This window comes from Streptomyces spectabilis, assembly GCF_008704795.1.
GTDB classification, from domain to species: domain Bacteria; phylum Actinomycetota; class Actinomycetes; order Streptomycetales; family Streptomycetaceae; genus Streptomyces; species Streptomyces spectabilis.
On record NZ_CP023690.1, the window covers coordinates 7,666,770 to 7,692,403 of the forward strand.

Below are 25,634 nucleotides of genomic sequence, written 5' to 3' on the forward strand. Positions count from 1 at the left end.
CCCGGGACGCTAGTTCCTCGGGCGCACGCGGTCCATGGGAAGCCAGGCGACGGTGTCCGGTGTCACAGCGGAGCGACCCGCCCGACCCCGGTCGGCGCCGGCCACCGAGGCGAGCTCGTCGACCTCCCTGTCGGTGAGGGCGCGCTTGAAGACCCGTACCTCGTCGATGGCTCCGGCGAAGTGGGCCCGGCTGTCGACGCGCTGCCCGATGTGCACGCCGAACGGCGAGTTGCGGCTGACCGTGCCCGGCACGTCGGGCCGGGACAGCTCGGTGTCGTCCACGAACAGCGTGAGCGTCCCGTCGCCGCGCCGCAGCACGGCGTGGTGCCACTCGCCGTCGTTGTACGCGCCCTGGGTGCTCAAGGAGGCCGAGCGGGGCGGCGTCCCGCCGTCGCGGGTGGTGATCAGGCCGGTGAGGCGGCTCGCGGCGGGTTCGCCGCGCAGCCACACCTGCGGCTGGTTCGTGCCGACGCCGCCCATCCACAGCAGGGGCTGCTCACCGCTGGTGGCGGCGTAGCGGAACCACAGGGACAGGGTGAAGTCCCGTGATCCGAGCGGCAGTTGGGGGCGGTAGCGCAGGCGCACCGCGTCGTCGGTGCCGTCGAAGGCGAGCGCGTCGCCCGTGACGCCGTCCGTGGGACGTGCGCCGCCGAGCACCGCGGCGCCGCCCGCGCCGGGCGCCCAGTCGCTCGTGTGCGGGTCGGGGCCGCGCCGCGGCTTCAGCCAGTCCTCGGTGAAGCGCGCGAAGCGGATCTCGTCGCGGGCGTCGACTGGGCCCGCCTCGTACATCAGGCCCACGTGGTCGGGTCCCGCGTGCACCATGTCCGAGTAGCCGGACCAGTCGGTGGTCACGACGGTACTGCGGTCGAAGCTGTCCCAGGTGCGGCCGCCGTCGTAGGAGGACCGGACGGTCATGGTGCGGCGCCGGTCGGGGTCGCCGGGGCAGGCGAGCAGGAGCCGCTTGCCGAGCCGCAGCGTCGAGCCCTGCACCTGGGGCGTGTACAGGTCGGGCTGGGCGCGGAAGGGTGCGATGAAGCTGTCGCCGCCGTCGCGGCTGACGGTGTGGGAGCGGTGCCCGAGGTCGGTGCCGTCCTGCTCGCGCCCGCTGACGTAGATCGAGCCGTCCTGGCGCTCGGTGACGGTCATCTCCGACGGCTTCTGCTGGAACGTGCCGTCGGCGGCGTCGACGTCGTACGAGTCGGTGGCGCCGATCCGCCAGTTGTCGCCCCCGTCGTCGCTGACGACGAGCGCGGCGTGGTTGGCGGTGACCCGGCTGCCGTTCCAGGTCTCGGCGTTCACGGCGAAGACGAGGCGGCCCTTGTGGCGGCCGCGGGTGAGCTGCAGGCCGTGCACGGGTCCGGTCGCGTACCAGGAGTTCCAGTGGGCGGGCAGGATCTCCTTGCTCAGGTCCCGCGGCTTGGACCAGGTCACGCCGTCGTCGTCGCTGTACTGGAGGTGCGGGGTGCGGTCGCACGGCACGTCGCAGTTCTTGCCGTCCGTGCGTCCCGTGTTGTAGGTCTCCGCGAGCACGACGCGGCCCGTGTCCCGGTCCACGATCGGCGTCGGGTTGCCGTGGGTGTTCCCGGCGCCCTCGTTGATGACCTGCATCGGCCCCCAGGTGCGGCCGCCGTCGTAGGACCGCTTGAGGACGAGGTCGATGTCGCCCGCGTCGCTGCAGTCGTGCACGCGTCCCTCGGCGAAGGCGAGCAGGGTCCCCTTCGTCGTCCTCACGACGGCCGGTATACGGAAGCAGGTGTAGCCCGGATCCTGGGAAGCCTTGAAGAGGATCTGCTGCTCGAAGGACGGCATCGCCCTGTCCCCGGCCGCGGCCGGGCCGCTCAGCGCCGACGGCAGGGCGAGCGCGGTGAGGGTGGCGGTGGTCAGCGCGGCGACGGTGCGCCGGGGCGTGCGGAGGCGTGCGGGGGCGGTGTGGTCGAGCCGGGGCGGTCTGGGGCGTGCGCGGTGTCTCAGCGGCATTCGGCTGGCCCTTCGTCGTGACCATATCGACCGGACATATGGACATCCCATGTCCAAGGTGCGGGGCGCCGACGCTACTTGGGCCGCAGGGGCCGCACAAGAACCGTGCCTGTAGCTGAAGCCATACGGGCGAGCGGGTCCGGAATCAACCCTCCTAACGGGTGAGACTGAGGGCCGGGGCGGACTGCGCGCCCCCCCGCCTCGGCCGTCGCTACGGAACGAGGACGACCTTGCCGAGGTTGGCGCGGGACTCGATGACCTCGTGCGCCTTCGCCGCCTCCTCCAGGGGGAACGCGGCGTGCACGGCGGGCCGCAGCGCGCCCGCTCCGAAGAGCCGCCACAGCTCCCGGCGCCAGGCCTCGTAGGTGTCGGGGCGGCCCCGGGCGATGAGCGCCATCTGAAATCCCGTCACGGACTTGGCGCCGACCAGCAGGTCGTACGCCCGCACAGTGCCGCCGCCCGAGCTGTACGCGACGAGGCGGCCGAAGGGGGCGAGCGCCGCCAGGGCCGGGGCGAGCAGCTCGCCGCCCACCGCGTCCAGGCAGTAGTCGACGGGCTCGCCCCAGCCCTCCTGGGCGTAGGTGACCACGTCGGTGGCCCCGAGGGAGCGCACGAAGTCGGCCTTGGCCGGGTCCGACACGGCGGCCACGACACGCCCGGCGCCCCGGAGCGCGGCCAGCTGCACCGCCAGGTGGCCCACGCCGCCGGCCGCCCCGGTGATCAGCGCGGACTCGCCGGGTGCGGGCCGCGCCGCTGCGAGCGCGCCGTGGGCGACCAGGCCGCTACGGACCAGGGCCACCGCGTCGGTCGCGCTCGCGCCGTCCGGCACGGGCGACGCCATGGCGGTGCGCAGCAGGGCGTAGTCGGCGTAGGCGTGCCCGAAGACCAGGCCGGTGACCCGGTCGCCGGGCGCGTGGCCGGTGACGCCCGGGCCGAGCCCGGCCACCTCGCCCGCGACCTCGCCGCCGAGCGGTATCGGCTCGGGGGACTCGCGCACCTTGCGCACGACGGGCAGCGTCACGCCCGCCGCCGCGACGCGCACGAGCAGCTCACCCGGTCCTGGCGTGGGCACGGGCGCCTCTTCGAGCCGCAGGACCTCCGGGCCTCCGGGCCGGTCGTACCGAACGCGACGCATGCGTGCCTCCTCGGGCAAAACCATTGGGGTGCCCAACGATATCCACAACTTCATTGGGAAGTCCAATGGTTCTTCGGTACGCTCCTCCCATGCGTGAGACCCCGCCCGCCCCGTCCACCATCCGCACCCTGCCGAGCTGGCTGCTCGGCCGCGCCGCCGCCCGCGGCCGCGCCCTGGTCGCCGACGCCCTCGCCGCCGAGGGCCTGCGGATGTGGCACCACGTGGTCCTGTCCGCCGTCGCCGACCTCGGCCCCGTCGCCCAGGCGGAGCTGGGCCGCAGCGTGTCGCTGGACCCCAAGGACATGGTCGGCGTCCTCAACGACCTCCAGGACGCGGGCCTGGTCGAGCGCACGCCCGACCCCAAGGACCGCCGCAAGAACGCGGTGACGATCACGGCCGAGGGCCGCAGCACGGTGCGACGCTGTGCGGAGGCGGCCCAGCGCGCGAACGCCGAACTCCTGGCGCCGCTGCCGGAAAGGGAGCGGGAGTGGTTCACGGACATGCTGACCCGAGTGGTGAACGGGTCCTGAGCGGCCACGGGAGGGTTTCAAGCCCGTCCGGCGTTTGAGGACGAGCGCGCAGCGCGATCAACCCCGGCCCGGGCGGGGCGCAGCCCGGCTACCGCGCCGCGCGGCGAACCCCGGCCCGGAGGGCGACCCGGTGCTCGCCCGCGTACACGTTCATGGAGGCGCCGCGCAGGAAGCCCACCAGGGTGAGCCCCGTCTCGGCCGCCAGGTCGACGGCGAGGGACGACGGCGCGGAGACGGCCGCGAGCACCGGGATGCCCGCCATCACGGCCTTCTGGGCCAGTTCGAACGAGGCACGGCCCGACACCAGCAGGACCGTGCGGGCCAGCGGCAGGCGGCCGCTCTGGAGGGCCCGACCCACCAGCTTGTCGACGGCGTTGTGCCGCCCCACGTCCTCGCGTATGTCGAGCAGCTCGCCGTCCTCGGAGAACAGCGCGGCCGCGTGCAGCCCGCCGGTGCGGTCGAAGACGCGCTGGGAAGCGCGCAGCCGCTCGGGCAGCTCGGCGAGCAGCTCGGGGGTCAGGCGCAGGGGCTCGGGACCGTCGTCGACGGGCCAGCGGCCCTTCGTGCGGACCGCGTCCAGGCTCGCCTTGCCGCACAGGCCGCACGAGGAGGTCGTGTACACGTTGCGTTCGAGGGTGATGTCCGGCAGGACGACGCCGGGCGCGGTCGACACGTCCACCACGTTGTACGTGTTCGAGCCGTCCTCGGTGGCGCCCGCGCAGTACACGATGTTCCGCAGCTCGTCCGCCGCGCCGAGGGCGCCCTCGCTGACGAGGAAGCCCGCGGCGAGCGCGAAGTCGTCGCCCGGCGTGCGCATGGTGATCGCGAGCGGCCTGCCGTTGAGGCGGATCTCCATCGGCTCCTCGGCGACGAGCGTGTCGGGCCGCTCGCTGACCGCGCCGTCGCGGATGCGGAGGACGCGGCGGCGCTCCGTGACTCGTCCCATGTCGATCAGTCCCGGTTCTGTACGTGCTGGTAGCCGAAGCGGCCCTTGATGCAGAGGGCGCCGTGGGTCACGGGCCCCTTGTGCGGCGAGGTGACCTTCACGATCTCATTGTCCCGCACGCGCAGGGTGAGGCCGCAGCCGACTCCGTAGGCGGCGCACACGGCCGTCGTCCCGGTCCGCGCCGCCTCATGGCTGCCGGATGCGGTCCGCGGGCGACGAGGTGGACGTCGGCGCCCGCGCGGTGCAGCGCGGCTCCGGCGTAGGCGCCGATCGCTCCGGCGCCCAGGACCGCGGCTCTCACGAGGGGGCGCTCCGTTCGGTCGAGGGTTCCGACGGGCCTTTCGTTGCCCCGGGGGGAGTACGGGGAATGGAATACTGCCTACAGTATGGGAGTTGGGCGGACAAGGTGCCGCGCGCGACCTCGCCCACCGTCGACGCGTCACAGCCCACCCCTTCCCAACGGCCCGCGCGCTTCCTACCGTTCGGGATCATGAGGCCCCCCGTCGCACCCCCCGGCTGGAGCCGCTGGCTCGTGCCGCCCGCCGCCCTTTCGGTGCACCTCTCCATCGGCCAGGCCTACGCCTGGAGCGTCTTCAAGCCGCCGCTGGAATCCGCGCTCGACCTCAGCGGCACCCAGAGCGCCCTGCCCTTCCAGCTCGGCATCGTCATGCTGGGTCTGTCCGCCGCGTTCGGCGGCACGTTCGTGGAGCGCAACGGCCCGCGCTGGGCGATGTCCGTCGCGCTCGTCTGCTTCTCCTCCGGCTTCCTGCTGGCCGCGCTCGGCGCCGCGACCCGCCAGTACTGGCTCGTCGTCATCGGCTACGGCTTCGTCGGCGGCATCGGGCTCGGCATCGGCTACATCTCCCCGGTCTCCACGCTGATCAAGTGGTTCCCCGACCGGCCCGGCATGGCCACCGGCATCGCGATCATGGGCTTCGGCGGCGGCGCGCTCATCGCCTCACCGTGGTCGGCGCGGATGCTGGACTCCTCCGGCATCGCGCTCGCCTTCCTGGTGCACGGCCTGACGTACGCGCTCTTCATGGCGCTCGGGGTGCTCCTGGTGCGGGTCCCGCGGCCGGAGGGCGCCCGCGGCCCGGGGGCGGCGGGCGCGCACGCGGGGCCCCAGGTGTCGGCCCGCCAGGCCGTGCGCACCCCACAGTTCTGGTGCCTGTGGGTCGTCCTGTGCATGAACGTGACCGCCGGGATCGGCATCCTGGAGAAGGCCGCCCCGATGATCACCGACTTCTTCGCGGACTCCTCGGCACCGGTCTCCGCGTCGGCGGCCGCCGGGTTCGTCGCCCTGCTCTCGGCCGCGAACATGGCGGGCCGCATCGGCTGGTCGTCCGCGTCCGACCTGCTCGGGCGGAAGAACGTGTACCGCGTCTATCTGGGCGCGGGTGCGCTGATGTACCTGCTCATCGCCCGCTTCGGCGACGACTCCAAGCCGCTGTTCGTCTGCTGCGCCCTGGTCATCCTCTCCTTCTACGGCGGCGGCTTCGCCACCGTCCCCGCGTATCTGAAGGACCTCTTCGGGACCTACCAGGTGGGCGCCATCCACGGCCGTCTGCTGACCGCCTGGTCGCTCGCCGGCGTCCTCGGCCCGCTGATCGTGAACTGGGTGGCCGACCGGCAGGAGGAGGCGGGCAAGGAGGGCGCCGCCCTGTACGGCGTCTCCTTCTCGATCATGATCGGCCTGCTGGTCGTCGGGTTCGTCGCCAACGAGCTGGTCCGCCCCGTCCACCCCCGCCACCACCTCGCCGCGCCGAAGGAGGCCGCCGATGACGACACCGCCGAGCCCGCCGCCCGCTGACCCGGGGGCGTCCGCGCCGGGCCCCGACCGCCCGCCGCGCCGCCGCGCGCTGATCCTGGGCTCCTGGCTGTGGGTGACCGTGCCCCTGGCATACGGCCTCTACGAACTCGTACACAAGGCCAGACAGCTCTTCACCGGGTGACGCGATGATGAGAAGCATCCAAACGAGCGGTCCCAATCCTGTCGCATTACGTCACCTGCTACCCGTGAGTCGCTCAGCAGACTGGACGGTCCCGCACATCCGGCACCACGAGGGGACCCGCACATGCCCGGCTCACGCATCGCCGCCGTCGGCCACTACCAGCCCGCCAGGGTGCTGACCAACGACGACCTGGCGGGCATGGTGGACACCAGCGACGAGTGGATCCGCTCCCGGGTCGGCATCCGCACCCGGCACATCGCGGGCCCCGAGGAGCCCGTCGACGAGCTCGCCGCGCACGCCGCCGCCAAGGCCCTCGCGGCGGCGGGGCGCACGCCCGAGTCCGTGGACCTGGTCGTCGTCGCCACCTCCACGGCGGTCGACCGCTCGCCGAACATGGCCGCCCGGGTCGCCGCCCGGCTCGGCCTCGTCTCGCCCGCCGCCCTGGACGTCAACGTGGTCTGCGCGGGGTTCACGCACGCGCTCGCCACCGCCGACCACGCCCTGCGGGCCGGGGCCGCCAGCCGCGCCCTGGTCATCGGCGCCGACAAGATGTCCGACATCACGGACTGGACGGACCGCACCACCTGCGTCCTGGTCGGCGACGGCGCGGGCGCGGCCGTCGTCGAGGCCTGCGGACCCGACGACGAGCCCGGCATCAGCCCCGTCCTGTGGGGCTCGGTGCCGGAGATGGGGCACGCGGTGCGGATCGAGGGCCAGCCCGCGCGGTTCGCCCAGGAGGGCCAGAGCGTGTACCGCTGGGCGACGACGCAGCTGCCGCCGCTGGCCCGCGCGACCTGCGAGCGGGCCGGGCTCGTGCCCGCCGACCTCGCCGCGGTCGTCCTGCACCAGGCCAACCTGCGCATCGTCGAACCCCTCGCCGAGCGCATCGGCGCCGTGAACGCGGTGGTCGCCCGCGACGTGGTCGACTCCGGCAACACCTCGGCCGCGTCCGTGCCGCTCGCGCTCTCCAAGCTGGTGGAGCGCGGCGAGATCGTCACCGGCGACCCGGTGCTGCTCTTCGGCTTCGGCGGGAACCTGTCGTACGCGGGACAGGTCGTGCGCTGCCCGTGACGCGGGGCGTGACGCGGGCCGTGGCGCGGGCCGTGGCGGGCTCAACTCCCTCTGGTCCTGGCCACCCTGCTCGGTAAACTGTAGACAAAAGCCCATGCCCAGGTGGCGCAGGAGGGGGACCGGATGTTGTCCGCAGGACTGCCGCAGGGGACGGTGCCCAAGCTGGAACGGCCGGGCCCGCTGCGCGAGCGCGTCTACGAGGCGCTGCTCGAACTCATCACCACCCGCGCCCTCCAGCCCGGCCAGCACCTCGTCGAGAGCGAGCTGGCCGGGCACCTCGGCGTGTCCCGGCAGCCCGTGCGCGAGGCGCTCCAGCGGCTCAACACCGAGGGCTGGGTGGACCTCAGGCCCGCCCAGGGCGCGTTCGTGCACGAGCCGACGGAGGAGGAGGCGGACCAACTGCTCACGGTCCGTACGCTCCTGGAGGCGGAGGCGGCACGCCTCGCCGCGGCGAACGCGGGCTCCGCGGGCATCGAGGCGCTCGAAGAGCTGTGCGCCCGGGGGGAGTCGGCCGTCGCCGAAGGGGACGTGGACCTCGTCGTCGCCACGAACGCGGCGTTCCACGCCAAGGTCATGGAGCTCGCGGGCAATGTGGTCCTCGCCGAGCTGGCGGGCCGCGTCGACCGGCGGGTGCGCTGGTACTACACGCCGGTGGCGCGGCAGCGGGGCGTCCAGTCCTGGGTCGAGCACCGCGACCTGATCGCGGCGATCGCCGCCCGCGACGAGGCCCGCGCCACGGCCGTGATGCGGGCCCACACGGAACACACCCGCCGCACCTACCACGACCGGGCCCCCGCCTGACGGGCTGCATACCCACGGCCCGAGCCGAAGAGATTCAGCCCGTCCGGCGTTTGAGGACGAGGCGCGGAGCGCCGATCGACGGGGGTCCAAGGGGGCGGAGCCCCCTTGTTCGGGAAGGGGCGGGTCTGGGGCGCCCCCGCGAGGGGCTTTGTCCTGCCGCAGGAGAAAGTCGAGGGCAATTCGCGCGCAAGTTCTTCCCACCCCCGGCAGCCGCTGCTACGTTCCCCTCGAAAGCCCAACACGTACGAGGGACAAGGCCGATGAGGCGGGGAGGGGCGCGTGAGACGCATGACGGCTCGACCCGCCAACGCGCACCAGGCGCGCCTGCTGCGCCTGCTGCGTGACGGCGGCCCCAACTCCCGCGCCCAGCTGGGCGACCAGGTCGACCTCTCCCGGTCCAAGCTGGCCGTGGAGGTGGACCGCCTCCTGGAGACCGGACTCGTGGTGGCCGACGGCCTCGCCGCATCCCGCGGCGGCCGCCGCTCCCACAACATCCGCCTCGCCCCCAACCTCCGCTTCCTCGGCGTCGACATCGGCGCCACCTCGGTCGACGTCGCCGTCACCAACGCCGAGCTGGAGGTGCTCGGGCACATCAACCAGCCCATGGACGTGCGCGAGGGCCCGGTCACGGTCTTCGAGCAGGTCCTCGCCATGGCCGCGAAGCTGCGCGCCTCGGGCCTCGCGGAGGGCTTCGACGGGGCGGGCATCGGCGTGCCGGGGCCCGTCCGCTTCCCCGAGGGCGTGCCCGTGGCCCCGCCGATCATGCCCGGCTGGGACGGCTTCCCCGTGCGGGAGGCGCTCAGCCAGGAGCTCGGCTGCCCGGTCATGGTCGACAACGACGTGAACCTGATGGCGATGGGGGAGCAGCACGCGGGCGTGGCCCGCTCCGTGGGCGACTTCCTCTGCGTCAAGATCGGCACCGGCATCGGCTGCGGCATCGTCGTCGGCGGCGAGGTGTACCGGGGCACGACCGGCAGCGCGGGCGACATCGGCCACATCCAGGTGGAACCCGAGGGGCGCCCCTGCGCCTGCGGCAACAGGGGCTGCCTGGAGGCCCACTTCAGCGGCGCCGCGCTCGCCCGCGACGCCCAGGAGGCCGCCAAGGAGGGCCGTTCGCCGGAGCTCGCCGCCCGCCTCGAAGCGGCCGGCGCGCTCACGGCCGCGGACGTCGCCGCGGCCGCCGCCGCGGGCGACCCCACCGCGCTCGACCTGATCCGCGCCGGCGGCAACCGCACCGGCCAGGTCATCGCGGGCCTCGTCAGCTTCTTCAACCCGGGTCTCGTGGTGATCGGCGGCGGCGTCACCGGCCTCGGCCACACCCTGCTCGCCGCGATCCGCACCCAGGTCTACCGCCAGTCGCTGCCCCTCGCGACCGGCAACCTCCCCATTGTCCTCGGCGAGCTGGGCCCCACCGCGGGCGTCACCGGCGGCGCCCGGCTCATCAGCGACCACCTGTTCTCACCGGCCTGACCTGCCCGCGCACCACCTCCAGGTCACTTCCTCCCGGCACCCCAGCACAGCGCTCACCCTGCTCTGCCCTGAAACCGGCCACACCCGTAACAAGGGAACCGTCATGGCACCAGAACCACCGCTGCTCCGCATGTCCGGCATCACCAAGTCGTTCCCCGGCGTCCGCGCGCTCGACGGCGTCGACCTGCACGTCCAGGCCGGTGAAGTGCACTGTCTGCTCGGCCAGAACGGCGCGGGCAAGTCCACCCTCATCAAGGTCCTCGCGGGCGCCCACCAGCCCGACGGCGGCACCATCGCCTGGCGCGGCGGCGCGGTCACGCCGCGCTCGCCGATCGCCGCCATGCGGCTCGGCATCGCCACCATCTACCAGGAACTCGACCTGGTCGAGCACCTGTCCGTGGCCGAGAACGTCTTCCTCGGGCACGAGCCGACGACGGCCGGTTTCGTCGTCCGAAGGGGCGATGCCCACGCCGCAACTGCCGCTCTGCTACGGCGACTCGGGCACGCCGAGATCGGCCCCGCGCGGCTCGTGGGGGAGCTGTCCGCCGCCCAGCAGCAGATCGTGTCGATGGCCCGCGCGCTCTCGCACGACGTACGCCTCATCGTCATGGACGAGCCGTCCGCCGCGCTCGACCCGGACGAGGTCGACAACCTCTTCCGCATCGTCGGCGACCTCACGGCCGACGGCGTCGCGGTCGTCTACATCTCGCACCGGCTCGAGGAGATCCGCCGCATCGGCGACCGCGTCACCGTCCTGAAGGACGGCCGGGCCGTCGCGGTCGGGCTGCCCGCGAAGCAGACGCCGACGCGCGACATCGTCGCCCTGATGACGGGCCGCACCGTCGAGTACGTCTTCCCCGAGCGGCCCGAGGGCGCGCGCGAGGCACCGTCCGAACCGCTCCTCACCGTCCACGGCCTGGCCAGGGAGGGCGAGTTCGCGCCCCTCGACCTCGCCCTGCGCCCGGGGGAGATCGTCGGACTCGCCGGGCTCGTCGGCTCCGGCCGGTCCGAGATCCTGGAGACCATCTACGGTGCGCGCAAGCCGACCGCGGGCCACGTCCGCGTGCACGGCAAGCCCCTGCGGCCCGGCAGCGTCCGCGCGGCCGTGCGCGCCGGGCTCGGCCTGGCCCCCGAGGAGCGCAAGGCGCAGGCCCTGCTGATGCTGGAGTCCGTCACGCGCAACGTGTCGGTGTCGTCCCTGCCCCGCTTCGCGCGCGGCGGCTGGCTGGACCGCGGCAAGGAGCGGGAGGCCGCCCGCGCCGCCACGCGGGAGCTGTCGCTCAGGCCCGACAACCCCTCGGTCCCCGTCCGCACCCTGTCCGGCGGCAACCAGCAGAAGGCCGTCCTCGCGCGGTGGCTGCTGCGCGGCTGCCGGGTCCTGCTCCTCGACGAGCCGACGCGCGGCGTCGACGTCGGCGCCCGCGCCGAGCTGTACGCCGTGGTGCGGCGGCTCGCCGACGAGGGCCTGGCCGTGCTGCTCGTCTCCAGCGAGGTGCCCGAGGTCCTCGGCCTCGCCGACCGCGTCCTGGTGCTCCGCGAGGGCCGGGTGGTGCACACGGCGCCCGCGCGGGAGCTGGACGAGCACCGCGTGCTCGACCTCGTCCTGGCGTCCGGCACCGCGACGGGCGCCCCGGAAGACCCCGGCGGCCCCGACCGCCCGGCAGGACCCGATGGCCCGGAAGACACCGTCACCACGGAAGGGAGCCCGGCGTCATGACGCAGCCCGCATCGCCCGCCCGGCCCGTCACCGAGAAGAGCCCCCCGACGGACGGCGGGCGCAGCCCCTTGCGGGCCCTCGTCGCCCGCGCCGACCTGCGGACCCTGTCGCTGCTCGGCGTCCTCGGCGCCCTGATCGTGATCGGCGGCGTCACCCAGCCCGACGCGTTCCTCGACACGGACAACGTCCAGCTCGTCCTCACCCAGGCGTCCGTCATCGGCGTCGTCACCGTCGGCATGACCTTCGTCATCATCTCCGGCGGCATCGACCTGTCCGTCGGCGCCATCGTCGCGCTCGCCTCGGTGTGGGCGACGACCGTCGCCACCCAGGAGTACGGCTTCGCGGGGATCCTCTTCACGGCCGTCGTCGTCGGCCTCGGCTGCGGCCTCGTCAACGGACTGCTCATCGCGTACGGCGGCATGGTGCCGTTCATCGCCACGCTCGCCATGCTCGCCTCCGGGCGCGGCCTCGCCCTGGAGATCACCGACGGCAAGACCCAGATGGTCACCGTGGACGGCGTGCTGAAGCTGGGCGAGCGCGACGCGTACGTCCTCGGCGTCCCGCCGCTCGTGATGGTCTTCGCGGCGGTGACCGTCGTCGGCTGGCTGCTGCTCAACCGCACCACGTTCGGGCGCCGCTCGGTCGCCGTGGGCGGCAACGCGGAGGCCGCGCGCCTGGCCGGGATCGACGTCCGGCGCCAGCGGCTCTACCTCTACCTCCTCTCGGGCCTGTGCTGCGGCATCGCGGCCTTCCTCCTGATCGTCCTGTCGGGCTCGGGCCAGAACACCAACGGCAACCTGTACGAACTCGACGCCATCGCCGCCGCGATCATCGGCGGCACCCTGCTCAGCGGCGGGCGCGGCACCATCACCGGCTCGGTGCTCGGGGTGCTGATCTTCACCACGATCACCAACATCTTCGCGCTCAACAACCTGGAGACCGCCGTCCAGCAGATCGCCAAGGGGGCGATCATCGTCGCCGCCGTCCTGGTGCAGCGCCGTACAGCCACCACCTGACCACCATCCGAAGGGGTCACCGCCATGCCACACAGCACCAGCCGCAGAGGGCTGCTCTTCGGGGCGGCCGCCGTGTCCGCGGGGGCCGTCCTGACGGGCTGCACCAGCAACGAGTCCAAGGACGACGACTCGTCCGCGCGGAACGACCAGCTCGCCGCCGACGACAAGCCCGGCAAGGAGGTCACCATCGGCTTCGCCGGACCGCAGGCCGACCACGGTTGGCTGAACGCCATCAACGACAACGCCAAGGAGCGGGCGAAGAAGTACAAGGACGTCACCCTGGAGGCCACCGAGGGCTCCAACGACACCGCGGCCCAGATCGGCCAGGTCGAGACCCTCATCAACAAGAAGGTCGACGTCCTCGTCATCCTGCCCGCCGACGGCAAGGCCCTCACCCGGGTCGGCCTCAAAGCCATGAAGGCCGGGATCCCGGTGGTCAACCTCGACCGGATCTTCGCCTCCGCGCAGGCCTACCGCTGCTGGATCGGCGGCGACAACTACGGCATGGGCCTCAACGCCGGTCACTACATCGGCGAGAAGCTCAAGGGGAAGAAGGACGCCCGCGTCGTGGAACTGGCCGGGCTCGACAACCTGGAGCTGACCAAGCAGCGCACCAAGGGCTTCGACGACGCCCTCAAGAACTACCCCAACATCGAGAAGGTCGCCCGGCAGGCCGCCGAGTTCACCGTCGAGTCGGGCCAGGCGAAGATGTCCCAGCTGCTCCAGGCGCAGAAGGACATCGACGCCCTGTGGAACCACGACGACGACCAGGGAGTCGGCGCCCTGCGCGCCATCAAGCAGGCCGGGCGCGACGACTTCCTGATGGTCGGCGGCGCGGGCGCGCTCTCCGCGTTCCAGGAGATCAAGGCCGACCGCGGCGTGCTGAAGGCCACCGTCCTGTACCCGCCGACGATGGCGGCGTCCGCGATCGACCTCGCCCGGGCGCTCGGCCAGGGCAAGGGCGTCGGCGGCCTGGCCGAGTACGAGATCCCGGCCTCCCTCACGCTCTACTCGGCCGTCGTCGACAAGGACAACGTCGACCAGTACATGTCCACCGGCTTCAAGTGAGGTGCCTGCTGACCGCGAAGCAGGCGTCGACGCGTCGACCGGAAGTCGACCAGGAGGGGTTACCGCATGAGTGAGACGGAGCACGAGGCCGCGCCCGGGAGCGAGTCCGGAAGCACGTCCGGGAGCGCGTCCGGGGCCGGGCCGACGGGGCGGCCGGGCGCCGCGCGGCGCGGCCTCGGCGTCGGCATGGTCGGCTACGCCTTCATGGGCGCCGCCCACTCCCAGGGCTGGCGGACCGTGGGACGCGTCTTCGACCTGCCGGTCGAGGCGCGGCTCGCGGCGGTCTGCGGCCGCGACGGCGCGGCCGTGCGCGCCGCGGCGGACCGGCTCGGCTGGGCGGCGGCCGAGACCGACTGGCGCGCGCTCATCGCCCGGGACGACGTCGACCTCGTCGACGTCTGCACGCCCGGCGACAGCCATGCGGAGATCGCCGTCGCCGCCCTGGAGGCGGGCAAGCACGTGCTGTGCGAGAAGCCGCTCGCCAACACCGTGGAGGAGGCGGAGGCCATGGTCGCCGCCGCCGAGCGGGCCCGCGCCCGCGGGCAGGTGGCGATGGTCGGCTTCAACTACCGCCGCGTGCCCGCGCTCGCGCTCGCCCGCGAGATGGTCGCCGCGGGCCGCCTCGGGACGCTGCGCCACGTGCGCCTCACCTACCTCCAGGACTGGCTGGTCGATCCCGGCTTCCCGCTGACGTGGCGGCTGCGCAAGGACCGGGCGGGCTCGGGGGCCCTCGGCGACCTCGGCGCGCACATCGTGGACCTCGCGCAGTACCTGACCGGCGAGGCCGTCGCGGGCGTCTCGGCCCTGACCGAGACGTTCGTACGCGAACGGCCCCTGGCGCGGGGCGCGCCCAGCGGGCTCGGCGCGGCGGCCGGCGGTCCGGCGACGGGCCAGGTCACCGTCGACGACGCCGCCGTCTTCACGGCCCGCTTCCCCTCCGGGGCGCTCGCCACCTTCGAGGCCACGCGGTTCGCGGCGGGCCGCAAGAACGCCCTGCGCCTCGAACTCAACGGCTCCGCGGGCTCGTTGGCCTTCGACCTAGAGCGCCTGAACGAGCTGTCCTTCCACGACCACACCGAGCCCGCCGCGTCGGCAGGGTTCCGCCGCATCCTCGTCACCGAGGCCACCCACCCCTATCTGGCGGCCTGGTGGCCGCCCGGCCACGGCCTCGGCTACGAGCACACCTTCGTGCACCAGGCCCGTGACCTGCTGCACGCCATCGCCACCGGCACCGTCCCCGAGCCGTCCTTCGCCGACGGGCTCGCCGTGCAGCGGGTGCTCGCGGCGGTGGAGGAGAGCGCGCAGAAGAACTCCGTGTACACGCTGGTGGCGGCCTCACCGGTCGCGGCCTGAGGATGTCGAGAAAGGACCGGTCATGCCCCGCTCGTTCACCCTCTTCACCGGCCAGTGGGCGGACCTCCCGCTTGAGGAGGTCTGCTCGCTGGCCCGGGACTTCGGCTACGACGGACTCGAACTCGCCTGTTGGGGCGACCACTTCGAGGTCGACAAGGCCCTCGCGGACCCGTCGTACGTGGACGGCCGCCGTGCGCTGCTCGACAAGTACGGCCTGAAGTGCTGGGCCGTCTCCAACCACCTGGTCGGGCAGGCGGTGTGCGACGCCATCATCGACGAACGCCACCGGGCGATCCTGCCCGCCCGCATCTGGGGCGACGGCGACGCGGAGGGCGTGCGGCGGCGGGCCGCCGCCGAGATGGCCGACACGGCGCGCGCGGCCGCGGCCTTCGGCGTGCACACGGTGGTGGGCTTCACCGGTTCGGCGATCTGGCACCTGGTCGCGATGTTCCCGCCCGCGCCGGAGTCCATGATCGAGCGCGGCTACGAGGACTTCGCGGAGCGCTGGAACCCGATCCTGGACGTGTTCGACGCGGAGGGCGTCCGCTTCGCCCACGAGGTCCACCCGAGCGAGATCGCCTACGACTACTGGACCACGCAGAAGGCCCTGGCCGCCGTCGGCCACCGGGCCGCCTTCGGCCTCAACTTCGATCCGTCGCATTTCGTGTGGCAGGACCTCGACCCGGTGTCGTTCCTCTGGGACTTCCAGGACCGCGTCTACCACGTCGACTGCAAGGAGGCCCGGCGCCGCCTCGACGGCCGCAACGGCCGCCTCGGCTCCCACCTGCCGTGGGGCGATCCGCGCCGCGGCTGGGACTTCGTCTCCGCGGGCCACGGGGACGTCCCCTGGGAGGACGTCTTCCGCATGCTGCGGGCCATCTCCTACGACGGCCCCGTCTCGGTCGAGTGGGAGGACGCGGGCATGGACCGCCTCCAGGGCGCCCCCGAGGCCCTCCGCCACCTGAAGTCGTACGACTACGAGCCCCCGACGGCGTCTTTCGACGCGGCCTTCGCGAAGTAGCGCTCCAGGAGCGTGTTTCAGCCCGTCCGGCGTTTGAGGACGAGGCGCGGAGCGCCGAAAAGCCGGGGGTCCAAGGGGGCGGAGCCCTCTTGTTCGGGAAGGGGCGGGTCTGGGGCGTGCCACGCGGCTCACCCACTTTGTCCCGCCCAAGGAAGAAGCCCAACACACCCCCCGCACAAGGGCTATCCGCCACGGACAAACGCGGCTACCGTCGCTGAGGTGTACAGGACATAACCCCCGGGGTGACGGCGCACCCCGGGCGCCAGGCATCAGCCAGCCCCACACGGCCCCCGACCGGAGGACCCCGTGCACAGACCGCGCCCCACCACCCGCAAGGCCCTCGCCCTGCTCACCGGCACCCTCCTCACCGCCGCAACCCTCACCGTCGCCGCCCCCCACAGCGCGGCCGAGGCGCCGTCGCAACCGCGCGCGGAGGACTTCCAGCAGGTCACCCTCGCCAAGGGCGAGCCGGAGATGGGCGAGCCCATGACCCTCGCCGTGCTCCCCGACCGCTCGGTCCTGCACACGTCCCGCGACGGCACGGTGCGCCTGACGGACGCCAAGGGGGAGACGAAGGTCGCCGGAAAGGTCCCGGTGTACTCGCACGACGAGGAAGGCCTGCAAGGCGTCGGCATCGACCCGAACTTCCGCAAGAACAGGGCGGTCTACCTCTACTACGCCCCGCCCCTCGCCACCCCCGCGGGCGACGCGCCCAACGACGGCACCGCGGCGGACTTCAAGAAGTTCGACGGCGTGAACCGCCTGTCCCGCTTCGTGCTCAAGGCCGACGGCACCCTGGACGCGGCCAGCGAGAAGAAGGTCATCGACGTCCCCGCGAGCCGCGGCATCTGCTGCCACGTCGGCGGCGACATCGACTTCGACAAGCAGGGCAATCTGTATCTGTCGACGGGCGACGACTCCAACCCCTTCGCCTCGGACGGCTACACCCCCATCGACGAGCGCGCGAGCCGCAACCCCGCGTACGACGCCCAGCGCACCTCCGCCAACACCAACGACCTGCGCGGCAAGATCCTCCGCATCAAGGTCAGGAACGACGGCTCCTACTCCGTGCCCCGCGGCAACCTCTTCGCCCAGGGCACCAAGAAGACCCGCCCCGAGATCTACGCGATGGGCTTCCGCAACCCCTTCCGGATGAGCGTCGACAAGCCCACCGGCATCGTGTACCTCGGCGACTACGGCCCGGACGCGGGCAAGGCCGATCCCAAGCGCGGCCCGGCGGGACAGGTCGAGTTCACCCGCGTGACCAAGCCCGGCAACTACGGCTGGCCGTACTGCACCGGCAAGAACGACGCGTACATCGACTACGACTTCGCCACCGGCGCCTCCGGCGCGGCCTTCGACTGCGCGGCGCCGCGGAACACCTCGCCGCGCAACACGGGCCTGACCGAGCTGCCGCCCGCACAGCCCGCGTGGATCCCGTACGACGGCGGCTCGGTCCCGGAGTTCGGCACCGGCTCGGAGTCCCCGATGGGCGGCCCGGTCTACCGCTACGACGCGAACCTCGCATCGCCGGTGAAGTTCCCCCAGGCCTACGACGGGAACTACTTCGCCGGTGAGTTCGGGCGGCGCTGGATCAAACGCATCGACCAGGGCGCGGACGGCACCGTGAAGTCCATCAACGCCTTCCCCTGGAAGGGCACCCAGGTGATGGACATGGAGTTCGGCCCGGACGGGGCGCTGTACGTCCTCGACTACGGCACCGGCTACTTCAACGGCGACCACAACTCCGCCCTGTACCGCATCGAGAACGCCACCGGCGGCCACTCGCCCGTCGTCGAGGCCTCGGCCTCGGTGACCAGCGGCCAGGCCCCGCTGAAGACCCAGTTCACCGCCAAGGCCACGGACGCCGACGGCGACGCGCTGACCTACGCCTGGGACTTCGGCGACGGCGGCACGTCCACCGAGCAGAGCCCCTCGCACACGTACGACAAGAACGGCGTCTACACCGCGACCGTCACCGCCAAGGACCCGTCCGGCCGCACCGGCACCGCGAGCGCGCACGTCACCGTCGGCAACACCGCGCCCACCGTGAAGCTGGAACTCCCCGGCGACGGACAGCTGTTCACCTTCGGCGACAAGGTGCCCTTCAAGGTCAGCGTGACCGACCCCGAGGACGGGACCGTGGACTGCTCCAAGGTCAAGGTCACCCACATCCTCGGCCACGACAGCCACGGCCACCCGGTCACCTCCGCGAACGGCTGCGAAGGCACCCTCCAGACGTCCGCGGACAGCGAGCACGACCCGAACGCGAACATTTTCGGCGTCTTCGACGCCGAGTACACCGACAAGGGCGCCAACGGCCAGCCCCCGCTGACCACCCACGACCAGAACGTCACCCAGACCCGGCACCGCCAGGCCGAGCACTACGACGACTCCAAGGGCGTGAACGTCGTCAGTCACACCCCCGCCCACGGCGGCAAGACGGTCGGTGACATCCACAGCGGCGACTGGGTCTCCTTCAAGCCCTACCAGCTGGGGAACGCCACGAAGCTGACGGCGCGCGTCGCCTCGGCGGGCTCCGGGGGCACCCTGGAGATCCGCGCGGGCGCGGCCGACGGCACGCTGCTCGGCAGCGCCAAGGTCGACCCGACCGGGTCGTGGGAGACGTACACCGACGTCAGCACGGCCCTCGCGGGCGCCCCCGCGGGCACGACGACGCTCTACCTGGTCTTCAAGGGCGCGGGCACGGGCGCCTTGTACGACGTCGACGACTTCACCTTCACCACGAGCTGAGAGGGAGGCACCGCGATGCGCGCACGCGCGCGGCTCGTCGTCGCCACGGCGGCCGCCACCCTGCTGATCGGCTGCGTCTCGGGACCCGCGCAGTCCGAGCCCGACCCCGGCCCCGACGGCAGCGGGCGAGGGGGCGACAAGGCCGACGAACGGGTCCTGGTCTTCTCCAGGACCGCAGGCTTCCGCCACGACTCGATCCCGGACGGCGTCGCCGCCGTCCGGGACCTGGGCGCCGCCCACGGCTTCACCGTCGACGCGACGGAGGACGCCCGCGCCTTCACCCCGAAGAACCTGGCCCGCTACGACGCCGTCGTCTGGCTCTCCACCACCGGCGACGTCCTCAACTCCGCCCAGCAGACCGCCTTCGAGCGCTACGTCCGCGCGGGCGGCGGCTACGTCGGCATCCACGCGGCCGCCGACACCGAGTACGACTGGCCCTTCTACGGCGGCCTGGTGGGCGCCCACTTCCAGTCGCACCCGGCGATCCAGCCCGCGAAGACCAAGGTCGAGGACCACGCCCACCCGGCGACGGCCCACCTCGGCGCCGGGTGGGACCGTACCGACGAGTGGTACAACTACCGCTCCAATCCCCGCGCACGGGCCCGGGTCCTCGCCTCCCTCGACGAGTCCTCGTACAGCGGCGGAACGATGGGCGGCGACCATCCCATCGCCTGGTGCCAGAGCTCCGTCGGCGGCGCCGGACGCTCCTTCTACACCGGCGGCGGCCACACCAAGCAGTCCTACGCTGATCCAGCCTTCCGCACCCACCTGCTCGGCGGCATCCAGTACGCCACCGGCGCCGCGCAGGCCGACTGCCGCCCCGAGCAGGGCTACACGCCCCTGTTCGACGGCACCGCCGCCTCCCTCACCCGGTGGAAACAGGCCGGGCCCGGCTCCTTCGCCCTGAAGGACGACGGCACCCTCACCTCCGTCGGCGGCATGGGCCTGCTCTGGTACGCCGACCACTCCTTCGCCTCCTACTCCCTCAAGCTCGACTGGAAGATGACCGGCACCGACAACGACGACAACTCCGGCGTATTCGTGGGCTTCCCGCCCTCCGACGACCCGTGGTCGGCCGTCAACAACGGCTACGAGATCCAGATCGACGCCACCGACGCACCGGAGAAGACCACCGGCTCCGTGTACGGCTTCAAGTCCGCCGACCTGGCCGCCCGCGACCGCGCCCTGAACCCGCCGGGCCGGTGGAACACCTACGAACTCCGCGTCGAGGGCGAACGCCTGCGGATCTGGCTCAACGGCGTCCAGATCAACGACTACACCAACACCGACCCCGCACGCAGCCTGCGCGACGGCCACATCGGCATCCAGAACCACGGCGGAGACGACCAGGTCGCCTTCCGCGACATCCGTGTGAAGGAACTGGCCACAGGCCGCGGCGGCCCCGCGCCCGACACCGCCCCCGGAGCCGGGGGAGCGGGCGCCCGCTAGACGGCGGTGGGCGGAGGACGCCGGACCTCCGCCCACCGTCCCATCGTCTTGTCGCCGTCTTGCCTCCCCGTGAGGCACGTGTGATGACTGGGCAGATGCGCACCGATCGCGTGCCGAGACAGGGAGGCAGCCGTGTCCACTACCGCTACCGAGGACCCCACGGGGGTGTGGCTGATCGGCGCCCGCGGGTCCGTCGCGACGACGGCCGTCGCGGGCTGCGCGGCGATGACGGCCGGCCTGCACCCGCCGACCGGCATGGTCACGGAGACCCCGGCCTTCGCCGGTGCCGGGCTGCCCGCCCTGTCCTCCCTCGTCTTCGGCGGCCACGACACCATGGAGTGCCCCCTGCCCAAACGCGCCGAACACCTGGCCGCCCAGGGAGTGCTGCCGCACGGCCTGCCCGCCGCCGTGCGCGCCGAACTCGTCGCCGCCGACGCCGAGATCCGCACCGGCGGCCCCCTGCCCGGCGACACCCGCACCGACGAGGAACTCATCTCCGCCTTCACCTCCGAGATCTCCGACTTCCTGCGCCGCCGCGGCCTCGCCCGCGCCGTCGTCGTGAACGTGGCCTCCACGGAACCGGCACCGCCCTCCGCCGCGGCCGGACCCGCCGCCCCGCCCCCCTTCGAGCCACCGCCGCCGGGCCGCCTCCTGCCGGCCAGCTCCCTCTACGCCACAGCGGCCCTGCGCGCGGGCTGCCCCTATGTGAACTTCACCCCCTCCACCGGCCTGCACCACCCCGCCCTCGCCGCCCTCGCCGCACGCAGCGGCCTCCCGCACGCGGGCCGCGACGGCAAGACGGGCCAGACCCTGCTGCGCTCCGTGCTCGGCCCGATGTTCGCCCAGCGGGCCCTGGACGTCCGCGCCTGGTCCGGCACGAACCTCCTCGGCGGCGGCGACGGCGCCGCCCTCGCCGACCCCGACGCGGCCGCCGCCAAGAACGCGGGCAAGGAACGCGTCCTCGCCGACACCCTCGGCGCCGTCCCCCAGGGCGAGGTCCACATCGACGACGTCCCCGCCCTCGGCGACTGGAAGACCGCTTGGGACCACATCGCCTTCGACGGCTTCCTCGGCACCCGCATGACCCTCCAGACCACCTGGCAGGGCTGTGACTCCGCCCTCGCCGCCCCCTTGGTCCTCGACCTGGTCCGCCTCCTCTCCCGCGCCCATGCCCACGGCCTCACCGGCCCACGGCCCGAACTCGCCTTCTACTTCAAGGACCCGGACCCGGGCGCGTCCGCCGCCCTCGCCGACCAGTACGCCGCGCTCACCGCCTTCGCGGCCCGCCTGCAGGGACGGGGTGAGTAGCGCATGCGCCCCTTCCGCGTCCACGCCCGCGCCTGGGCCGAACTCCTTCGGCTCCCCGCCCTGTTCACCGTCCCGGGCGACGCCCTCGCCGGGGCCGCCGCCACCGGCCTGCGCCCCGGCCGGGGCACCGCCCTCGCCGTCACCTCCTCCCTTTGCCTCTACGAAGCGGGCATGGCCCTCAACGACTGGGCCGACCGCGCCGAGGACGCCGCGGAACGCCCGCACCGCCCCATCCCGTCCGGCCGCGTCCACCCCACCGCCGCCCTCACGGCCGCCGCCGCCCTCACCGCCGCGGGCCTGGCCCTGGCCGCCCGAGCGGGCCGCCCCGCCCTCACCGTGGCCACCGCCCTGGCCGGCACCGTCTGGGCCTACGACCTGACCCTCAAGCACACCAAGGCGGGCCCCACCGCCATGGCCACGGCCCGAGCCCTGGACCTCCTCCTCGGCGCGACAGCGACGGCCACGGGGCCTGCGCCGCGCGCTGGCGCGCGGGTCTCACACCAGTGGCGGGGGCGTGAGGCGGCCGGGGGTGGCAGGAGAGCGGGGGTCGCCCGGGCCGCCGGGGCTGTTGGGGGCGCTGGGGTCGCCGTGGCCGGTGAGGCTGGTGGCGGGGCCGGTGGTGGGGCTGCGCGGGCCGGTGGCCTTGGGCAGGTGGCCGGCGAGGTTGCCCCGGCCCGTGGCCTCGGTCGAGTAACTGGTGGAGCTGCCCGCGCCCGTGGCCTTGGCAAGGTTGCTGGTGGAGCCGCCCAGGCAGGTGGCTCCAGCCGGGTCGTCCGTGGCGCTGCCCGCCCCGGCGGCTTCGCTTGGGCTGCCGACGGACCTTCCCTAGGTGGTCGTCCCGGTCGCGCTCCCGGCGGGGCCCGTGCGGGGCGGGTTGCCCGGGAAGGCGCGCGACGGGTCAGCTCAGCCCTGCCCGCGGCCCTGGCGCTCGGAGCGCACACCCTCGCTGTCACCTCCGTCTCCCGTCACGAAACCCAAGGCGGCTCCACCACCGCCCCGTTGGGCGCCCTGGCCACGACGCTCGCGCTGGTCCACGCGGTGGCCCGGCCCCGGCGGCCGGCCGCCGGGCCCCCTTCGCTCCCGGCAGGCCGACGGCCAGCAGTCAGGCTCGGCCTGCCGGGCGCCACACACGCACTCCGGTGGGCCGAGGGCACCGGCGCCCTCGCCCGGGCGGCCCTCGCCCTGGCCTACGTCACCACGGCCGGTCGGCCCTACCTCCACGCGGCCCTGAACCCCTCACCTCCCTTGACCCAACGCGCCGTCGGCGGCGGCATCCGCGCCCTGATCCCTCTCCAGGCCGCGCTCGCCGCCAGGTCCGGGTCCCTCGGCAGCGCCCTGGTCGCGGCGAGTCTGGCCCCGGCGGCCCGCCGCTTCGCCCGCCGGGTGAGCGTCACATGACCGCCCCGTACGAGTGGTCTCCCGCCGAGGGCGCCTCCCTCCCTGACGGCACCCCCGCCGCAGACCCGGCCGTCCGGGAGGCCTCGGCCGCAGGTGCCCCCACTCAAGACGCCCCCGCGCGCCTCCGCTTTGGCTATGGCACCAACGGCCTCACCGACCTCCGTCTCGACGACGCCCTCGGCCTCCTCGCCGACCTCGGCTACTCCGGCGTCGGCCTCACCCTCGACCACATGCACCTCGACCCCCTCGCCCCCGACCTGGCCGCTCGCACCCGGAGGGTGGCCCGGCGCCTGGACCAGCTGGGACTGACGGTCACAGTGGAGACGGGCGCCCGCTATGTGCTCGACCCACGCCGCAAGCACGGGCCTTCCCTGCTCGACCCCGACCCGCAGCGCCGTGCCGAACGGGCCAGCCTCCTCATCCGCGCCGTACAGGTCGCCACGGACCTCGGCGCCCACGCCGTCCACTGCTTCAGCGGCATCACACCGGACGGCACCTCCGCGGAGACAGCCTGGTCGCGCCTCACCGATGCGCTCCAGCCCGTCCTCGACGCCGTGTCCTCGGCGCGCCTGCCGCTGGCCGTCGAGCCCGAACCCGGCCATCTCCTCGCCACACTCGCCGACTTCCACCACCTCCGTCACCTCCTCGGTGATCCCGAACTCCTGGGCCTGACCCTCGACATCGGCCACTGCCAGTGCCTCGAACCGCAGTCACCCGCCGACTGCGTCCGCGCCGCCGCCCCCTGGCTGCGGCACGTCCAGATCGAGGACATGCGCCGGGGCGTTCACGAACACCTCCCCTTCGGAGACGGCGAGATCGACTTCCCGCCCGTGCTGCGCGCCCTGGCCGCGACCGGCTACCAGGGCCTGACCGTCGTCGAGCTGCCCCGCCACTCCCACGCGGGCCCTCAACTCGCCGCTCGGTCCATGGACTTCCTTCACCGGGCCGCCGCCTTCGCCCTTTCCGGCGGTTCCGGCAGTTCTGGCAGCGCCGCTACCCCCACCTCCCCTCGTGCTCCCTCCGGTCCCGCCGCCGCCCCGCCGCTCCGCGAGGCCTCACCCCGAGGAGGAACCCCGTGACCGACACGCCCGCCGTCGCCGACCTCCGCTCCCGGCTCGACGCGACCCTCGGTGGCGCCGCTCGTGCCTGGCTCGACCAGGCCGTCGCCGAAGCCGCCGCGAACCCTGCCGCAGACGCCGCCGAGACCCCCACCGCCGACGGCACCGCGCTCCCCGCCGACGTCCGGGCCGCCGCACCCACCTGGGAGCTGCGGTTCGCCGAGGCGGGGCGCCGCTGCGGGCCCGAGCACGCCGACGCTGTCCGTCTGCTGCTGCTCCACACTGCCCGCGCCGACACCGCGACCCTCATCCGGCTCTACGACCAGGGCACCGCCGCCGAACGCCGAGCCGTCCTGCGCAGCCTGCCCCTCCTGGTGCCCGGCCCCGAGGCGCTGCCGCTGGTCGACGACGCCCTGCGCACCAACGACACCCGCCTCCTGGCTGCCGCCCTCGGCCCCTACGCCGCCACTCACCTCCCCGCGCACACCTGGCGGCACGCCGTCCTCAAGTGCCTGTTCACCGACGTGCCCGTGGACGCCGTCGCCGACCTGGAACGCCGCGCCCACGCCGATGACGAGCTGGCCCGGATGCTCGCCGACTACGCGGACGAACGCACCGCCGCCGGCCGCCCCGTCCCCGGCGATCTGCACCGCGTCCTGGCTCTGGCCGCCCCACCGGAACCGCCGGGCCTCCCGGATCCAGCGGCCTCCGTGACCGTCACGGCGCCTTCGACCCCCCTCGGCGAGGAGCAGGAGTCCTGATGCGCATCTTCGACCCCCACATCCACATGACCTCCCGCACCACCGACGACTACCAGGCCATGCACACCGCGGGGGTGCGCGCCGTCGTCGAGCCCGCCTTCTGGCTGGGCCAGCCCCGCACCTCGCCCGCCTCCTTCGTCGACTACTTCGACTCCCTCCTCGGCTGGGAGCCCTTCCGCGCCGCCCAGTACGGCATAGCCCACCACTGCACGATCGCGCTCAACCCCAAGGAAGCCAACGACGCGCGCTGCACCCCCGTCCTCGACCTGCTGCCCCGGTACCTGGTCAAGGACAACGTCGTCGCCGTCGGCGAGATCGGCTACGACTCCATGACACCCGCCGAGGACACCGCGCTCGCGGCCCAGCTGCAGCTCGCCGCCGACCACGAACTGCCCGCGCTCGTGCACACCCCGCACCGCGACAAACTCGCGGGACTGCGCCGCACCCTGGACGTCGTCGCCGAGTCCGCGCTGCCCATGGACCGGGTCCTGATCGACCACCTCAACGAAACCACCGTCAAGGAAGCCAAGGACGCGGGCTGCTGGCTCGGCTTCTCCATCTATCCCGACACCAAGATGGACGAGGAGCGGATGGTCGCGATCCTGCGCCAGTACGGCCCGGAGCACGTCCTCGTCAACTCGGCAGCCGACTGGGGCAAGAGCGACCCCCTCAAGACCCGCAAGGTCGGTGACGCGCTGCTCGACGCCGGGTTCACCGACGACGAGGTCGACCGCGTGCTGTGGCGCAACCCCGTGGCCTTCTACGGGCTCAGCGGCCGTCTCGCCCTGGACGTCGCGGACACCGATGCCACCCACGAGGGCAACTCCATACTCCGCGGCGGGGCGTGAA

The 25,634-nt window shown here is 73.3% G+C and carries 20 protein-coding genes and 3 pseudogenes; 18 read left to right on the top strand and 5 right to left on the bottom strand.

Annotated elements, in window-relative coordinates; all coding sequences use genetic code 11:
• Window positions 1-9: 9 nt before the first annotated feature.
• Window positions 10-1,977 carry a sialidase family protein gene (locus CP982_RS33435; RefSeq protein ID WP_150513868.1) on the bottom strand — a complete coding sequence of 656 codons (1,968 nt, stop codon included), beginning with the start codon at window positions 1,975-1,977 and terminating at the stop codon, window positions 10-12.
• A gap of 211 nt (window positions 1,978-2,188) precedes the next feature.
• Window positions 2,189-3,112 carry a quinone oxidoreductase family protein gene (locus CP982_RS33440; protein ID WP_150513869.1) on the bottom strand — a complete coding sequence of 308 codons (924 nt, stop codon included), beginning with the start codon at window positions 3,110-3,112 and terminating at the stop codon, window positions 2,189-2,191.
• Window positions 3,113-3,201: 89 nt separating this feature from the next.
• Between CP982_RS33440 and CP982_RS33445 the strand changes: the two genes are divergently transcribed.
• A complete protein-coding gene (locus tag CP982_RS33445; protein WP_150513870.1) occupies window positions 3,202-3,642 on the top strand; it encodes a MarR family winged helix-turn-helix transcriptional regulator in 441 nt (146 codons plus the stop codon).
• Between the two features lie 88 nt (window positions 3,643-3,730).
• Here CP982_RS33445 and fdhD read toward each other — a convergent pair whose 3' ends face one another.
• The 3 genes and pseudogenes from fdhD to CP982_RS33460 form a co-directional block, all read right to left on the bottom strand.
• Window positions 3,731-4,588 (bottom strand): formate dehydrogenase accessory sulfurtransferase FdhD, encoded by an 858-nt coding sequence (gene fdhD / locus CP982_RS33450; protein WP_150513871.1) that lies wholly within the window; start codon window positions 4,586-4,588, stop codon window positions 3,731-3,733.
• 5 nt (window positions 4,589-4,593) lie between these two features.
• Window positions 4,594-4,776: pseudogene (locus tag CP982_RS33455) on the bottom strand (2Fe-2S iron-sulfur cluster-binding protein); the annotation flags it as partial.
• Window positions 4,764-4,889, bottom strand: a pseudogene (locus CP982_RS33460) (2-dehydropantoate 2-reductase N-terminal domain-containing protein); the annotation flags it as partial. The pseudogenes CP982_RS33460 and CP982_RS33455, both read right to left, overlap by 13 nt.
• 189 nt (window positions 4,890-5,078) lie before the next feature.
• Here CP982_RS33460 and CP982_RS33465 point away from each other — a divergent pair.
• The 17 genes and pseudogenes from CP982_RS33465 to CP982_RS33540 all read left to right on the top strand — a co-directional run bounded on the left by CP982_RS33465 (window position 5,079) and on the right by CP982_RS33540 (window position 25,633).
• The gene (locus CP982_RS33465; RefSeq protein WP_150513872.1) at window positions 5,079-6,398 is read left to right on the top strand and encodes an OFA family MFS transporter; all 1,320 of its coding nucleotides are present in this window, start codon (window positions 5,079-5,081) and stop codon (window positions 6,396-6,398) included.
• Window positions 6,367-6,540, top strand: coding sequence for an MFS transporter small subunit (locus CP982_RS41930; RefSeq protein ID WP_161624915.1), 174 nt, complete (start codon window positions 6,367-6,369; stop codon window positions 6,538-6,540). Before CP982_RS33465 ends, CP982_RS41930 begins: the two co-directional genes overlap by 32 nt.
• A 123-nt stretch (window positions 6,541-6,663) precedes the next feature.
• Window positions 6,664-7,611 carry a beta-ketoacyl-ACP synthase III gene (locus CP982_RS33470; RefSeq protein WP_150513873.1) on the top strand — a complete coding sequence of 316 codons (948 nt, stop codon included), beginning with the start codon at window positions 6,664-6,666 and terminating at the stop codon, window positions 7,609-7,611.
• A 123-nt stretch (window positions 7,612-7,734) separates the two neighbouring features.
• A complete protein-coding gene (locus CP982_RS33475; RefSeq protein ID WP_150513874.1) occupies window positions 7,735-8,412 on the top strand; it encodes a GntR family transcriptional regulator in 678 nt (225 codons plus the stop codon).
• 288 nt (window positions 8,413-8,700) lie between these two features.
• On the top strand, window positions 8,701-9,882 hold the full coding sequence (locus tag CP982_RS33480; RefSeq protein WP_150513875.1) for an ROK family transcriptional regulator: 1,182 nt from the start codon (window positions 8,701-8,703) through the stop codon (window positions 9,880-9,882).
• 103 nt (window positions 9,883-9,985) lie between these two features.
• On the top strand, window positions 9,986-11,599 hold the full coding sequence (locus tag CP982_RS33485; protein WP_150513876.1) for a sugar ABC transporter ATP-binding protein: 1,614 nt from the start codon (window positions 9,986-9,988) through the stop codon (window positions 11,597-11,599).
• Window positions 11,596-12,615, top strand: a complete 1,020-nt coding sequence (locus tag CP982_RS33490) for an ABC transporter permease (RefSeq protein WP_150513877.1) — start codon at window positions 11,596-11,598, stop codon at window positions 12,613-12,615. The genes CP982_RS33485 and CP982_RS33490 overlap by 4 nt, the downstream gene beginning before the upstream one ends.
• A gap of 24 nt (window positions 12,616-12,639) precedes the next feature.
• Window positions 12,640-13,683 (top strand): substrate-binding domain-containing protein, encoded by a 1,044-nt coding sequence (locus CP982_RS33495; RefSeq protein WP_150513878.1) that lies wholly within the window; start codon window positions 12,640-12,642, stop codon window positions 13,681-13,683.
• A 66-nt stretch (window positions 13,684-13,749) separates the two neighbouring features.
• Window positions 13,750-15,036: a Gfo/Idh/MocA family protein gene (locus CP982_RS33500; RefSeq protein WP_150513879.1), complete on the top strand. Its 1,287-nt coding sequence runs from the start codon at window positions 13,750-13,752 to the stop codon at window positions 15,034-15,036.
• 22 nt (window positions 15,037-15,058) lie between these two features.
• Complete coding sequence (locus CP982_RS33505) at window positions 15,059-16,057, top strand: sugar phosphate isomerase/epimerase family protein (protein WP_150513880.1); 999 nt, start codon at window positions 15,059-15,061, stop codon at window positions 16,055-16,057.
• A 306-nt stretch (window positions 16,058-16,363) separates the two neighbouring features.
• Window positions 16,364-18,811, top strand: a complete 2,448-nt coding sequence (locus CP982_RS33510; RefSeq protein ID WP_150513881.1) for a PQQ-dependent sugar dehydrogenase — start codon at window positions 16,364-16,366, stop codon at window positions 18,809-18,811.
• 15 nt (window positions 18,812-18,826) lie between these two features.
• Window positions 18,827-20,260 carry a ThuA domain-containing protein gene (locus CP982_RS33515; RefSeq protein ID WP_150513882.1) on the top strand — a complete coding sequence of 478 codons (1,434 nt, stop codon included), beginning with the start codon at window positions 18,827-18,829 and terminating at the stop codon, window positions 20,258-20,260.
• Window positions 20,261-20,392: 132 nt separating this feature from the next.
• Entirely contained in the window at window positions 20,393-21,568 is a 1,176-nt protein-coding gene (locus CP982_RS33520) for an inositol-3-phosphate synthase (protein ID WP_150513883.1), read from the top strand.
• Between the two features lie 3 nt (window positions 21,569-21,571).
• A pseudogene (locus CP982_RS43280) lies at window positions 21,572-22,036 on the top strand (UbiA family prenyltransferase); the annotation flags it as partial.
• 926 nt (window positions 22,037-22,962) lie between these two features.
• The gene (locus tag CP982_RS33530) at window positions 22,963-24,045 is read left to right on the top strand and encodes a sugar phosphate isomerase/epimerase family protein (protein ID WP_150513885.1); all 1,083 of its coding nucleotides are present in this window, start codon (window positions 22,963-22,965) and stop codon (window positions 24,043-24,045) included.
• Window positions 24,042-24,785, top strand: coding sequence for an EboA domain-containing protein (locus CP982_RS33535; protein WP_150513886.1), 744 nt, complete (start codon window positions 24,042-24,044; stop codon window positions 24,783-24,785). Before CP982_RS33530 ends, CP982_RS33535 begins: the two co-directional genes overlap by 4 nt.
• Window positions 24,785-25,633, top strand: coding sequence for a TatD family hydrolase (locus CP982_RS33540; protein WP_150513887.1), 849 nt, complete (start codon window positions 24,785-24,787; stop codon window positions 25,631-25,633). The genes CP982_RS33535 and CP982_RS33540 overlap by 1 nt, the downstream gene beginning before the upstream one ends.
• Window position 25,634 lies beyond the last annotated feature (1 nt).

What these genes read in the sequence shown, in the direction of transcription:
- CP982_RS33485 (WP_150513876.1), top strand. Translation starts at nt 9,986, where the DNA reads ATGGCACCAGAACCACCGCTGCTCCGCATGTCCGGCATCACCAAGTCG.
- CP982_RS33505 (WP_150513880.1), top strand. Translation starts at nt 15,059, where the DNA reads ATGCCCCGCTCGTTCACCCTCTTCACCGGCCAGTGGGCGGACCTCCCG.
- CP982_RS33530 (WP_150513885.1), top strand. Translation starts at nt 22,963, where the DNA reads ATGACCGCCCCGTACGAGTGGTCTCCCGCCGAGGGCGCCTCCCTCCCT.
- CP982_RS33475 (WP_150513874.1), top strand. Translation starts at nt 7,735, where the DNA reads ATGTTGTCCGCAGGACTGCCGCAGGGGACGGTGCCCAAGCTGGAACGG.
- CP982_RS33490 (WP_150513877.1), top strand. Translation starts at nt 11,596, where the DNA reads ATGACGCAGCCCGCATCGCCCGCCCGGCCCGTCACCGAGAAGAGCCCC.
- CP982_RS33500 (WP_150513879.1), top strand. Translation starts at nt 13,750, where the DNA reads ATGAGTGAGACGGAGCACGAGGCCGCGCCCGGGAGCGAGTCCGGAAGC.
- CP982_RS33465 (WP_150513872.1), top strand. Translation starts at nt 5,079, where the DNA reads ATGAGGCCCCCCGTCGCACCCCCCGGCTGGAGCCGCTGGCTCGTGCCG.
- CP982_RS41930 (WP_161624915.1), top strand. Translation starts at nt 6,367, where the DNA reads ATGACGACACCGCCGAGCCCGCCGCCCGCTGACCCGGGGGCGTCCGCG.
- CP982_RS33435 (WP_150513868.1), bottom strand. Translation starts at nt 1,977, where the DNA reads ATGCCGCTGAGACACCGCGCACGCCCCAGACCGCCCCGGCTCGACCAC.
- CP982_RS33480 (WP_150513875.1), top strand. Translation starts at nt 8,701, where the DNA reads ATGACGGCTCGACCCGCCAACGCGCACCAGGCGCGCCTGCTGCGCCTG.
- CP982_RS33540 (WP_150513887.1), top strand. Translation starts at nt 24,785, where the DNA reads ATGCGCATCTTCGACCCCCACATCCACATGACCTCCCGCACCACCGAC.
- CP982_RS33445 (WP_150513870.1), top strand. Translation starts at nt 3,202, where the DNA reads ATGCGTGAGACCCCGCCCGCCCCGTCCACCATCCGCACCCTGCCGAGC.
- fdhD (WP_150513871.1), bottom strand. Translation starts at nt 4,588, where the DNA reads ATGGGACGAGTCACGGAGCGCCGCCGCGTCCTCCGCATCCGCGACGGC.
- CP982_RS33470 (WP_150513873.1), top strand. Translation starts at nt 6,664, where the DNA reads ATGCCCGGCTCACGCATCGCCGCCGTCGGCCACTACCAGCCCGCCAGG.
- CP982_RS33440 (WP_150513869.1), bottom strand. Translation starts at nt 3,112, where the DNA reads ATGCGTCGCGTTCGGTACGACCGGCCCGGAGGCCCGGAGGTCCTGCGG.
- CP982_RS33515 (WP_150513882.1), top strand. Translation starts at nt 18,827, where the DNA reads ATGCGCGCACGCGCGCGGCTCGTCGTCGCCACGGCGGCCGCCACCCTG.
- CP982_RS33495 (WP_150513878.1), top strand. Translation starts at nt 12,640, where the DNA reads ATGCCACACAGCACCAGCCGCAGAGGGCTGCTCTTCGGGGCGGCCGCC.